The sequence below is a fragment of the Marinobacter sp. ATCH36 genome (assembly GCF_023555055.1).
Taxonomy (GTDB): Bacteria; Pseudomonadota; Gammaproteobacteria; order Pseudomonadales; family Oleiphilaceae; genus Marinobacter.
Genome location: NZ_JAMJPL010000006.1, coordinates 125,362 through 137,485, shown reverse-complemented (window position 1 = coordinate 137,485; position 12,124 = coordinate 125,362). Strand labels below are relative to the sequence as shown.

Sequence of the window (12,124 nt, the reverse complement as noted above, 5' to 3'; positions counted from 1 at the left end):
GTGATGCTGCGCACTTTTGCGCCAATTTTCGAGTTTCCGGCACTATCTACCCTATTACGATCCATTGCCTACCCTTCCCGGAGCCGGATCATATCCCCCTGATGGGCTACTCCTCTTCCAATCATCCTTACCTATGAGGATACTGGTAATATGATTTTCACAGACTCCGGAGAACATCAATGAGCAGCGACACCACCAGCGAACTGAAACCACTGAACATTGCCCTGTTAACGGTGTCTGACACCCGTGGCGTTGCAGAAGACTCATCAGGGCAATTCCTGGAAAACAGTATCCTGGAAGCAGGCCATAAGCTGGTTGCACGGCGCATCCTTCCGGACGATGTCTATCTGGTGCGGGCATTGATGTCGAGCTGGATTGCCGATCCCGCGGTGCACGTAGTCGTGATCACCGGCGGCACCGGATTCCACGAACGTGACAGCACACCGGAAGCCGTTGTCCCTCTGCTGGACAAGACCATTGAAGGTTTCGGCGAGGAATTCCGAAGGCTGTCCGCCAGCGAGATTGGCACCTCTACTATTCAGTCCAGGGCTTTTGGCGGACTGGCCAACCATACTGTCATTTTCTGCCTGCCCGGCTCCACCGGCGCCTGCCGTACCGGCTGGAACGGCATTCTCAGCTCTCAGCTGGACAGCCGCCACGGCCCGTGCAATTTCTCGGCGATCACACTGCGAAAGCCGGACAAGCCCCTAAGCCGAATTTATGAAACCATTGGTGAGCGAGCGGAGCGATAGTCCATGGCAAATTCAGACCTGATGCCCGTCGACGATGCAATTGATCATCTTCTCAGGCAGGCCCGCCCGATTACAGGCACAGAATCAGTAGCGCTGACCAATAGCCTTGACCGCGTTCTGGCACGAGACTACACGGTGCCCGCGGATGTACCGCCGGCCGATAACAGTGCAGTGGATGGTTATGCCGTTCGGGCCGGAGATCTTTCCAGCGACGCTATGTTGCCGGTATCCGGTCGGGTGGCGGCAGGCGAAGCTCCCGGATCCCTTCAGCCCGGCACCGCGGTTCGTATTTTTACCGGTTCGGAAATCCCCGCAGGCGCAGACTCAGTGGTCATGCAGGAGCGGGTCTCGGTTGCCGATGACGGTATTACCATCGATGCCTTGGTCAGCGAAGGCCAGAATATTCGCCGTCGGGGACAGGACCTTGCCAGGGGCGAGCTGGCACTGGCGAAAGGCACCAAGATCCGGCCTCAGGAAATGGGCCTGCTGGGTTCGATGGGGGTGGCCGAAGTTGAGGTTTACAACAGACTGAAAGTGGCCATTCTTACGACTGGAGATGAGCTGGTAGACCCAGGCCAGCCCCTGGCGCCAGGACAAATCTACAATTCCAATCGCTATACGTTACAGGGACTGCTGGCGAAGGCCGGTTGTGAAGTCGTACTCTGCGAGACCCTGGCGGATACCCGTGATGAAACCCGCAGCACCTTCAAGCGCACCGCCGTCGAGGCAGACCTGATCATCACCAGCGGCGGCGTATCCGTGGGTGAAGAAGATCATGTGCGGGCAGTGCTTGAGGAGGACGGCAACCTGTCGCTGTGGCGCATGGCCATGAAACCGGGCAAGCCCCTGGCCTTTGGCAGCATTGGTGATACCCCGGTGCTGGGTCTGCCCGGCAATCCCGCTTCTGTGCTAGTCACTTTCCTGGTGGTGGGTATGCCACTGATACGCGCCTGCCAGGGACGCACTGCGATTTCGGGCCACGGTGAACAAATGCCCGCAGGATTTTCGATTGAGACGCCTTCGGTTCGTCGGGAGTACGTCCGCGCGCGCAAAGGTATCGGTGACAATGGCCCGGTCGTCAACGCCTCTCCCAATCAGAGCTCCGGTGTGCTTAGCGCGGCCTGTTGGGCTGAAGGTCTGGCGGTGGTGCCGGAAAATACGACTATTGGCATCGGTGATACGGTCACCTACTTTTCATTTGCGGAGCTGCTGGAATAACCATGGCTGCAGACAAAACCATTACCGTGAAATTTTTCGCGCGCCTGCGGGAAGAACTGGATACCGCCTCACTGACAGTCGAGGCCGAACCAGGCCTGACGGCCGGCCAGTTGTTGAGCGATCTTGCAGCAAGGGGCGGACACTGGGCTCAGCTGGATGGCGCGCAGCCGGTAATGATTGCGGTCAATCAGCTGATGACCAAACCGGACAAGGTGTTGCACCCGGGCGATGAAGTGGCCTTTTTTCCGCCGGTAACAGGGGGCTGAAGTGATTCGTATTGAGCAGCAGGATTTTGATCCCGCAGAGGAATACCGGGCACTTCGTCGCAGCGGTTCCGGCACCGGGGCCATTGCGACCTTTACCGGGCTGGTTCGTGACAGTGGCGATCTAAAGGGTGTGACAGGGCTTTTCCTGGAGCACTATCCAGGGATGACGGAGCAGGTCATTGAGGGGCTGATTGCTAACGCATCAGAGCGCTGGGAGGTGCGTGAGGCCCGGGTGATTCACCGGGTGGGGCACCTGGCTCTGGGTGAGCAGATTGTGTTTGTGGGGGTCTGCAGTGCCCACCGTGGGGATGCGTTTGCGGCCTGTGAGTTCATCATGGATGCTCTGAAGACGTCGGCGCCATTCTGGAAAAAGGAGATTACCGGGGATAGTGAGCACTGGGTTGAGCAGAAGGCTTCGGATCTGGACCGGTCACAGAGTTGGGAGTAGTTCTCTGGGATCTTTTGGCCAGACGGCAAGCAATGCCGGGCCACTCTTCCGAAAAACGCTTTGAATACGTCCGTGTACGCTTGGGCTCCGCCATCCATGGCTCCGCACATTTTCGGAAGAGTGGCCCGGCATTGCTTGCCTGATTTGTTGCTCGCCTGAAAGTCTTCCGCGTGCTTTGTTTCGGGACAATAAAAAACCGCCTGTGAGTCTGGGCTCAGAGGCGGTTTTTGCCGACTGGTGGCAATCAGAGATTGCTGTCCAGGAAGGCGGCCAACTGGGATTTGGACAGTGCGCCCACTTTGGTGGCGTCAACGTTGCCGTTTTTGAACAGCATCAGTGTTGGGATGCCGCGGATGTTGAACTTGGGCGGTGTCTGTTCGTTTTCGTCGATGTTCAGTTTGCAGACTTTCAGCTTGCCTTCGTATTCTTCGGCCATTTCTTCCAGAACGGGTGCGATCATTTTGCATGGGCCGCACCATTCTGCCCAGTAGTCCACCAGTACTGGCACGTCTGACTGCAGTACGTCCTGCTCAAAAGAGGCATCTGTAACGTTTACGATATTTCCGCTCATTTCAGTTTCCCGATTCGTGGTCAAGGTTTCCAATACTTTACGCGATTGGTCAGGCCTATGTGAAGCGCTTCCTGCTGCCCGGGTACTTCGGATTACACTGACCGATAGCGCACCATTGCGTTACACTGCATATCGCTTATAGTAAACACCAGCTTTAGCGGTTTCCGCTCGCTGTCGCATTTGCACTGGTCATTATACAACCGTTGTCGGGGTATCCCGCAGGCGGCCTTTAAAGCTTTTATTCCCTCTATGTAGGGCCTGTCAGAAGGAATTCAATAGACGTGACGGCCAACTCCTCCGCCACCCCGCCAGAACTCCTCGCAGCAATCGATATGGGCTCCAACAGTTTCCACATGGTGGTTGCCCGCCTTGTTCATGGAGAAATCCGCACCCTGGAGAAAATGGGCGAAAAGGTTCAGCTTGGAGCCGGGCTGGACCGGTACAACCGCCTTACTGCCGAAGCTCAGGAGCGCGCCCTCGCGTGCCTGCGCCGGTTTGCGCAAAGACTTCAGGGCATGCCGCCGGAAGCGGTACAGGTGGTGGGCACCAATGCTCTGCGAGTGGCACGCAACACTCAGGAGTTCATGGCCCGGGCAGAGGAGGTGCTTGGTTATCCCGTTGAGATTATTGCTGGCCGTGAGGAAGCTCGCCTGATCTACCTGGGGGTATCTCACACTCTGTCCGATGACAGCGGCCGGCGACTGGTGATTGATATTGGCGGCGGTAGTACCGAATTCATTATCGGCGAACGTTTCGAGCCCCAGGAACTGGAAAGCCTGCACATGGGCTGCGTTTCGTTCCGCAATCGTTATTTCCCAGACGGAAAAATCGCCCGCAAGCAGATGGACAGAGCGATCACCCATGCCGAGCAGGAATTGCTCAATATCCGGCAGAATTTCCGTAGCAAAGGCTGGCAGAGTGCGGTGGGGTCATCCGGTTCAATCAAGGCCATTGCCAGTGTGCTGGCCAGCCTCAAGATCACTGACGGCAAGATTACTTTCGACGCCATGACCGAGCTAAGAAAACGCCTGGTGGACATGGGCAAGGTTGAGAAGCTGGGCGATCTTGGGGTCCGCACTGACCGCCAAAGTATTTTCCCGGCAGGGTTTGCCATTCTGATGGGGGCCTTCCAGTCGCTGCAGGTAAAGGAACTGACCTTCGCCGATGGCGCCCTGCGCGAGGGCCTGTTATACGATATTGCTGGCCGGATTCAGCATGAGGACGTGCGGGAGCGCACCATACAGGCCCTGCAGGAGCGCTACCATGTGGATCAGGAGCACGGTGGCGCCGTGGAGGAGACGGCCATCGCTGCCTGGCAACAGGTAGCCGATACCTGGGTGCTGAACACGCCGGCTGATGAGGAGGTGTTGCGCTGGGCCTGCCGGCTGCACGAAATCGGTCTGACCATTTCCCACAGCCAGTACCACAAGCACGGAGCCTACCTGCTGCGTTACTCCGATCTCCCCGGCTTCAGCCAGCAGTTTCAGCGGGACCTGGCAACACTGGTTCGTGGGCATCGGCGCAAGTTCTCTGCCGCCATTTTCGAAGGCCTGGACCCGGAAGACATTCCCCGTTTGCGCTACCTGTGCGTACTGGTTCGCCTGGCGGTCCTACTGCAACACCCGCGTAATCATGAGCAGCCACCAGAGCTCCGTTTAACTCCTTCAACCAATGGTCTCGCCGTGGAATTCCCTGCCGGTTGGCTGGAGGACCGGCCGCTCACTCTGGCCGACCTCGAAAACGAACGGGACTATCTCGCAAAACAGGATTTCAACCTGAAAGTAAACGTCTAGTATCCCGACTGATCAGGGCGTCAGTTCTGCTTCCAGGTTTTCCACCGTTTCGCTGATATCGAGCCACTCTGCCTCCACCTCGGCCAGTCGGCTTTTGGCGGCAGCCTGCTGGCCCAGCAGTTCCTTCAGCTTCTGTTTGCCCTGATCGGCATAGAGATCAGGTTCTGAAAGGTCCTGCTCCAGTGTCATCAATTCTGACTGAAGCTTGTCCATTTCTTTCTCCAGGGCAGCCTGCTGCTTTCGATAGGGGCTGAGCTTCTGGCGAATAGCCGCTTCTGCCCGCTTTCGGGCCTTGCGATCGTCCGCGTTCTCACCGGCAACCGCTGTATCTGCATCAGCCGTAGAAACGTTGCCGCTCTCACGCCGGGGCGCTTCCGCGTCGTCCTTACGCCGGTCGGCCAGCCAGCGTTCATAATCTTCCAGGTCGCCATCGTATTCCGTCACCCGGCCGTCGTTCACCAGCCAGAAATCATCCACCGTGTTGCGCAACAGGTGGCGATCGTGGGAGACCACAACAATCGCTCCGTCGAAGTTTTGCAGGGCCATGGTCAGGGCCTGGCGCATCTCCAGGTCCAGGTGGTTGGTGGGCTCGTCAAGCAACAGCAGGTTGGGCTTTTGCCAGGCGATGACCGCCAGGGCCACTCGAGCCTTTTCACCGCCGGAAAACGAACGAATGGCACTCAGCGCACCATCGCCGTGGAAGTCGAAGCCCCCCAGGAAATTCCGAATGCTTTGCTCCGATGCCCTGGGAGAAAGCCGTTGCAGGTGCAGGAAAGGGCTGGCATCCAGATCAAGTGACTCCAGCTGGTGCTGGGCAAAATAACCAATAGCCAGATGCTCCCCCGTGGTCCGCTCCCCCCGAAGCAGCGTGCTTTCACCCCGCAGGGCATCCATCAGGGTGGATTTGCCTGCGCCGTTGGGGCCAAGCAGGCCAACGCGACTGCCGGGCAGCAGGGACAGGTTAATACCCTCCAGAATAACTGTCTCGCCGTAACCGGCTGCACCGTTGCGGATGGTTAACAAAGGATTCGAGACCTTATCGGCCACCGGAAACTCGAAACTGAACGGTGAGTCCACATGGGCAGGGGCAATTTTCTCCATTCGCTCCAGCGCTTTAACCCGGCTCTGAGCCTGTCGGGCTTTGGTAGCCTGGGCCCTGAAACGGTCAATGAAGCGTTGAATCTCGGCGATCTTGGCCTGTTGGCGTTCGTAACCCGCCTGCTGTTGGGCAAGACGTTCACTGCGCTGGGTTTCGAACGCTGAGTAATTACCCGTATAGAGCTCCAGCTGACGCCGGTCGAAATGCACAAGGTGTGTCGCCACACGATCCATGAAATCCCGGTCGTGAGAAATGAACAACAGGGTGCCTTCGTACCGTCGCAACCAGTTTTCCAGCCACAGACAGGCGTCCAGATCCAGGTGGTTGGTGGGCTCGTCGAGCAGCAGGAGGTCCGACGGGCGCATCAATGCCTGGGCCAGGTTCAGGCGGATCCGCCAGCCACCGGAAAACGACGAAACCGGCCGGTCAGCATCGGCATCCGAAAACCCGAGCCCCCGAAGCAGGGTTTCCGCCCGACGCGGCGCAGACCAGGCTTCGTGGACGTCCAGCTCGCCATGAACGCGGGCCAAGGTGTGATCGTCGCCGCGCTTTTCGGCAGCGGCCAGTTCCGCTTCCATTCGCCGTAGATCGTGGTCACCATCCAGCACAAAATCCCGGGCACTCCGGGATGAGGCAGCCACTTCCTGGGCCATGTGGGCAACCCGGCAACCACCGGGCAATGACACACTACCCTGCTCCGGTGACAGCTGCCCCAGCAATAACTGGAACAAACTGGATTTTCCGGCGCCATTGGCACCGACTATTGCCACCCGTTGGCCGGGCTGGACGGTAAGGTTGACGGCTTCTAGCAACCAGACGCCACCCCGTTGTAAACTGAGATCGGTTATCGTTAGCATAACTTAATGGTATCAGGGAAAGTTCAATAAGGAACCGACAGGTGTCCAATGTCGTGTAGCGGAAGCAAGATACCTGAGGATGCCGATCCGGAAAACCCGTTATGGCGTTTTGCCTCGCGGTTCTGGGAATCGACCCGGGCGAGGGAAGCGTGTCTCGAGCTGCAGAGCCGGGGGTGGAGCGTTACCAGGATCCTCTGCGCAGCGTGGCTTGCATCATCCGGCCACAGATTTTCCGGGCGTGAGTGTGACTCCGTAACAGACTGGCGAAGCCAGGTTACAGCGCCATTGAGGTCTGCGAGAAAATACATAACGAAAAACAACCCTCGCACTGTTATCGTGAGGGAATACATAGCCCGCAGCGAACTGGAAGCAGAGCGGGTTGAGCTGGCACTGGCCTACCGGGCCCTTGTTTCAGACATACAAACAGGCTCCAGTGAAGAAACCACGGCCAGTCTGGCCCGGAATAACCTTCTCGCTGCGGCACCGGAGACTAATATGGAAAACGAGACCGGCAGTTTGCTGGACACAATTGCCAGAGAGCTGTCGAGACTCGCAAAGGGAGATAACAGGCCATGTTGATGAAATGGCTTATCCGGCTGGCGTTTCCCGCACTGGGCGTTCTTGTTGCGTTGGTATTTTTTGGTATTAACGACCCTGCGGAAACATCAACCAAGCCTGCCAAAACAGAAGCGAATGTGGACATCCCCTCGTTTGAGGGACTGGTCCCTTCTCCGGTACCCACCGAAGGGCCTGATATTGTCTTCAAGTGGCAGGACAGCGACGGCAGCTGGCACTACGCTGACAAACCGCCGGCCCAGGGGCCCTGGAATGCGCTGGCCATAGAACGGACAGACAACGAAACCTTGCGCCTGCCGGCCTCGGACCCTGAGACCGACTGGCAGTCGCCCTACAGGGCTCCGTTTTCTCTGTCTAGCGACACCGCACACAACGATAGTTAACACTGCCGTTACCCTTCCCTTAACACATGTTCAGTGGCATCTGGCGACAGAACCCGTTACCTTCTGTGCGTTCGTAATCATTCAAAAGAAACCACGATGAAGGAACAGGCAATGAACAAAACCCTGATCGCACTGGCTGTTGCCGGCGCCCTGGTCGGCTGCTCTTCTCCGCAGGATGCCGCGCCGGAAGATCCCGCACTGGAATCCACCGATGAAAAGGTCAGCTATGGCATGGGCCTGGTGATGGGTGAGCGGATGGGCAACGATCTGCCAGATCTGCAGATGGACCAGTTTCTGCAGGGTATCCAGCATGGCCACGCCGGTGATGAAGAGCAGACCCGCATGAGCCGGGAGGAAATTCAGGAGGCCTTGATGGCTTACCAGGCCGAGCTCCAGGAACAGGAATCGGCACAGACGGACGAACTCGCCAACAAGAACCGCGAGGCGGGAGAGGAGTTCCTGGCCGAGAACGCAGAGCGTGACGGCGTTGAGACCACCGATTCAGGCTTGCAGTACGAAATTGTTGAAGAAGGCAATGGCGAAAAGCCGACTGCGGAAGACCGGGTGCAGGTTCACTACACTGGCGAACTGATTTCTGGTGAGGTTTTTGACAGCTCCCGTGAACGCGGTGAGCCAGTTACTTTCGGCCTGAACCAGGTTATTCCCGGTTGGACTGAGGGTCTGCAGCTGATGTCTGAAGGCAGCAGGGCAAAACTCTATATTCCGGCGGAACTGGCCTACGGACCAGGTGGAAACCAGAGGATCGGACCCAACGAGACGCTGGTGTTTGACGTGGAACTGCTGGAAATCAATCCGGAATAATCACGTTCACCCTTCTCTTCCCCCGCTTTACCGGATGAGGCCGGGGGAAGCCGTCAGGAGTGCCAGTCAGGCAGACGATATGACCTTCTCTGCGTGGGCATTATGAAGATGCTCAATCAGATAATCTTCCATCTCAAAACGACTTTCCAGGGTCTCCCCCAGTTCCGAAAGCTGCTCGAACAACTCGCGGATTTCACTTTCACTCAGTGACTGGCCATTAAGACGATCATTAAAGTTCAGCGCCGTTTCCGTCGTTTGTTCGATTCTCGGATAAAGCCTTGCCGCCAGTTCCAGGCCGCCGTCATTGAATTCCCTGGCTTCCTGTACCAACTGGTCGTATATCTCGAAATGCCCTGCCGATACGTAATCCACCAGGACTTCGCAAAGCCTGATGAATTTCGCACTAAGCACGTCCGTCTGCGAGTAATCCGAGGTGCCGGACAAATCACAGTAGTGCACCAGTAGTTCTTGCCTTTCTTTCAGCCAGCGATCAATCAGTTCGCTGACTCCACCCCAACGCTCCCTGGCATTACGGCAATTATCCAACATGACGCCTATCTCCGGTTACCGGGTTCTGGTTTGATTCTTTTTGTTGAGTCGAGTCTCAAGTTACCCCATGCCGACGGTCCGTCGCAACCGTTTCAGCTCCGTATCCAGCCAGACTTTTTTCGGGGCCGGAACAGCATGATCAGCCCCGTGATCACCACCAGAGTAAAAAAGATAGCGGCCCATCCCGGAATGCTGAGCCCGAGGAAGCGCCAGGTTACCTCGGCGCAATCACCGGTGCCCCTGAGTGCTGTGGTTAAAACTTCCATCCAGGGCAAGACCTCCAACATATAGTCCACCGACGGACCGCAAGCGGGAACCTGATCAGCGGGCAGGCTCTGTAACCAGAGCTGGCGCCCCGCAATTCCGAGACCGGCGCCGGCAGTCAACACCAGAAAAAAGCCGTAAACCCTGGCGCCGAACCTCTCGGGACCATGCAGCGCCGCCAGCAGGCTGACCAGGCCTGCAGCCATAAAGCCGAACCGCTGCAACCAACACAGAGGGCAAGGCTCCAGCCCCATAAAATGTTCCATGTAAAAGGCCACGCCAAGAAGGCCGGCACAAAGCAGGAATATCAGAAAAAAAACGGCTCGGGAATTCAAAAGCGCACCTCTGATTAATATTCATGTCAGACAGTTTGTCCCGCCATGGCAGCGAAACCACCAGATGCTGCAACCCTGCATCGACCCTGCTATTCTCCCAGCATCGGTGGTGCCTGCAGGCGCCCAGCCACGTAACTTTAAACCAATACGAACTTCAAGCCTATGACACTTAAGCCAAAGCACCTATTGCTGGCACTGCTGTTTTCGCTGCCCCTCGCGTCCGCAGCTTTTGCCGAGGAAGACGAAGAAGCCGGGCAGGAGCAACAGGAAGAGCCGGGCATAACCGACTACATCGAAATGGACCCGCCGTTCGTGACCCATGTGGGCAAACCCGGTGCCAAGCTGACCTACCTCAAAGCTGCGATTACCATACGGGCATCCAGAGAGACTACGCGTCCGGCAGTTCTGGCCCACATGCCCAGGTTACGTCATGAACTGGTAATGCTGTTTGGCGAGCAGACCGATACCGACCGGTTGTCGGGCACTGAGGGACAGCAGGCACTGCGGGAGGAAGCAACGCGTCGGATCAATGCGGTACTGGAAGAGCAGCAAACCGGCGAAAGCATCACCGGCGTCTTATTTACCGAGTTTGTCGTTCAGAAGTAATCTCAGGACTGCAAGTAATGCTCCAGGAACTCATCAAAGGACTGGCTATCAGCCTGCTCCATGGCAGTCTGTTCCGAAAGTGACTCCTTGCTCATTTTCTCGAATGCGGCCATCACCTCATCCGGTAGCCCCTCGTCCCGCAACGTCTGCTGATGGCGCCGGGACATCTCCATTCCCCACTCCCTGTGCCCCATACCAGAACTTTCCATGGTCTCCAGAACCCTTGCCGAGGGAATCTGAAGCGGATCCGCCAGCTTGGCTCGCTGGTCATCCAGCGCGCGCCGATAGGTCGTGTCACCGTTCCAGCCGTCCAGCTGTTCCGCCAGCGGTTCCAGCCGATCCAGTAAGCCCGAGGCCGCATCACCCAGAGCTACCGGCTCACCGGCGCGGCAAAGCGTGAGTTTCGGGTCCCGCCCCCTCGCCACCACGTCCTGGTAGTTATCATCCAGCCGGTCACATTCATCGTCGTCGATGCGTGGACTATCAGACAGCAGGCAGTCCAGCAGGAAAAGATCCAGGAAATCAATCTGGCTTTCGTTGACCCCGACCGGGGAGAAGGGATCAAGATCCAGACAACGCACTTCGATGTATTCCACACCACGGGACTCGAGGGCCTGAATTGGTTTCTCTTCCCGCTCGGTGGTGCGCTTGGGGCGAACGGCACTGTAATACTCGTTTTCGATCTGCAGCACGCTGGTGTTGATCTGGATGAACTCGCCATTACGCCGAGTGCCAATCTCCCCGTAAGGCGGCCATGGGGTGTGTATCGCCCGAAACAGGGTGTCGGTGTAAGTCTTGAGCTCGTTAAAACAGATATTCAGCGAGGCCTGGGCATTGTTGTGGTACCCAAGGTCTCCCATGCGCAGGGAGGTGGCAGTGCGGCCGTACCATGTGTCTTCGCTGAATCTGGCCAGGTCATGGCGCATGCCTGCAACAAAACTGGCATCCAGTGCCGGGGAAGCTCCAAACAGCAGCATCAGCAGCCAGCTGCGGCGACGGAAATTACGGATGAGCCAGAAGTACTGGTCCGATTTGAAATCCTGAAGGTTTTGCTGATTGCCAACCGCCTGTTGCCACAGGTTCCAGAAGCTGTCGGGTAAAGACAGATTGTAATGAGCGCCAGCGATACTCTGCATCATGCGGCCATAACGCACTGCCAGACCCTGGCGGTAAACGTGCTTGAGGCGTCCGATATTGGAGGTGCCGTATTCCGCAATGGGAATGCTGGCATCACCATCCAGCTCGCAAGGCATACTGGCGGACCAGAATACTTCGTCACCCAGGTGATGCTGCACGAATCGATGAATGTCCCGGAGCGAGTCAAGCATGCCCCGGGTGGTGTCGAACACGGGGGTGATCAGCTCCAGCAGGGCCTCGGAGTAATCCGTAGTGACCCGCGGATGGGTCAGTGCAGAGCCCAGGGAACGCGGATGCGGTGTCTGGGCAATAAAACCGTTGCGATCGACCCGCAGGCCTTCTTTTTCCACGCCCTTTCTGAACCCTGTCCACTGGCTGGCAGTGAACTGTTGAAAAAGCTGATGGCGGGATTCACCCATGAATGACTCCTGCTAGGATGGCGGCCGGG

14 protein-coding genes and 1 pseudogene are annotated in these 12,124 nt (G+C 57.4%); 10 read left to right on the top strand and 5 right to left on the bottom strand.

Annotated features, from left to right (window positions below; all coding sequences use genetic code 11):
• Positions 1-179 precede the first annotated feature (179 nt).
• From moaB to M8010_RS16590, 4 genes are read left to right on the top strand one after another with little or no spacing between them, the layout of a single operon-like run.
• Positions 180-752, top strand: coding sequence for a molybdenum cofactor biosynthesis protein B (moaB, locus tag M8010_RS16605; protein ID WP_250093818.1), 573 nt, complete (start codon positions 180-182; stop codon positions 750-752).
• Between the two features lie 3 nt (positions 753-755).
• Complete coding sequence (locus tag M8010_RS16600) at positions 756-1,970, top strand: molybdopterin molybdotransferase MoeA (RefSeq protein ID WP_250093817.1); 1,215 nt, start codon at positions 756-758, stop codon at positions 1,968-1,970.
• A 2-nt stretch (positions 1,971-1,972) separates the two neighbouring features.
• A complete protein-coding gene (moaD, locus tag M8010_RS16595; RefSeq protein ID WP_250093816.1) occupies positions 1,973-2,236 on the top strand; it encodes a molybdopterin converting factor subunit 1 in 264 nt (87 codons plus the stop codon).
• A gap of 1 nt (position 2,237) precedes the next feature.
• Positions 2,238-2,684, top strand: coding sequence for a molybdenum cofactor biosynthesis protein MoaE (locus M8010_RS16590; RefSeq protein WP_250093814.1), 447 nt, complete (start codon positions 2,238-2,240; stop codon positions 2,682-2,684).
• Positions 2,685-2,928: 244 nt separating this feature from the next.
• Here M8010_RS16590 and trxA read toward each other — a convergent pair whose 3' ends face one another.
• Positions 2,929-3,255, bottom strand: coding sequence for a thioredoxin TrxA (trxA, locus tag M8010_RS16585; RefSeq protein WP_007153552.1), 327 nt, complete (start codon positions 3,253-3,255; stop codon positions 2,929-2,931).
• Between the two features lie 281 nt (positions 3,256-3,536).
• Between trxA and ppx the strand changes: the two genes are divergently transcribed.
• Positions 3,537-5,048 (top strand): exopolyphosphatase, encoded by a 1,512-nt coding sequence (gene ppx / locus M8010_RS16580; protein WP_349666116.1) that lies wholly within the window; start codon positions 3,537-3,539, stop codon positions 5,046-5,048.
• A 12-nt stretch (positions 5,049-5,060) separates the two neighbouring features.
• Here ppx and M8010_RS16575 read toward each other — a convergent pair whose 3' ends face one another.
• Positions 5,061-7,004, bottom strand: coding sequence for an ATP-binding cassette domain-containing protein (locus M8010_RS16575; RefSeq protein ID WP_250093813.1), 1,944 nt, complete (start codon positions 7,002-7,004; stop codon positions 5,061-5,063).
• A gap of 48 nt (positions 7,005-7,052) precedes the next feature.
• On the opposite strand from M8010_RS16575, the pseudogene M8010_RS20155 reads away from it, so the two are divergent.
• From M8010_RS20155 to bamJ, 4 genes and pseudogenes are all read left to right on the top strand, one after another.
• Positions 7,053-7,334 (top strand): annotated as a pseudogene (locus tag M8010_RS20155) (DUF2390 domain-containing protein); the annotation flags it as partial.
• 6 nt (positions 7,335-7,340) lie between these two features.
• Complete coding sequence (locus tag M8010_RS16565) at positions 7,341-7,583, top strand: hypothetical protein (protein WP_250093811.1); 243 nt, start codon at positions 7,341-7,343, stop codon at positions 7,581-7,583.
• Positions 7,577-7,963 carry a DUF4124 domain-containing protein gene (locus tag M8010_RS16560; RefSeq protein WP_250093810.1) on the top strand — a complete coding sequence of 129 codons (387 nt, stop codon included), beginning with the start codon at positions 7,577-7,579 and terminating at the stop codon, positions 7,961-7,963. The genes M8010_RS16565 and M8010_RS16560 overlap by 7 nt, the downstream gene beginning before the upstream one ends.
• A gap of 111 nt (positions 7,964-8,074) precedes the next feature.
• Complete coding sequence (gene bamJ / locus M8010_RS16555; RefSeq protein ID WP_250093809.1) at positions 8,075-8,785, top strand: BamJ family beta-barrel-assembly machinery protein; 711 nt, start codon at positions 8,075-8,077, stop codon at positions 8,783-8,785.
• Positions 8,786-8,851: 66 nt separating this feature from the next.
• Here bamJ and rsd read toward each other — a convergent pair whose 3' ends face one another.
• Positions 8,852-9,334, bottom strand: a complete 483-nt coding sequence (rsd, locus tag M8010_RS16550; RefSeq protein WP_250093808.1) for a sigma D regulator — start codon at positions 9,332-9,334, stop codon at positions 8,852-8,854.
• Between the two features lie 92 nt (positions 9,335-9,426).
• Entirely contained in the window at positions 9,427-9,933 is a 507-nt protein-coding gene (locus M8010_RS16545) for a disulfide bond formation protein B (protein ID WP_250093807.1), read from the bottom strand.
• Positions 9,934-10,095: 162 nt separating this feature from the next.
• Here M8010_RS16545 and M8010_RS16540 point away from each other — a divergent pair, with 162 nt between their 5' ends.
• A complete protein-coding gene (locus tag M8010_RS16540) occupies positions 10,096-10,539 on the top strand; it encodes a flagellar basal body-associated FliL family protein (protein ID WP_250093805.1) in 444 nt (147 codons plus the stop codon).
• 2 nt (positions 10,540-10,541) lie between these two features.
• On the opposite strand, the gene gshA is transcribed toward M8010_RS16540, so the two are convergent.
• A complete protein-coding gene (gshA, locus tag M8010_RS16535) occupies positions 10,542-12,095 on the bottom strand; it encodes a glutamate--cysteine ligase (RefSeq protein ID WP_250093803.1) in 1,554 nt (517 codons plus the stop codon).
• Positions 12,096-12,124 lie beyond the last annotated feature (29 nt).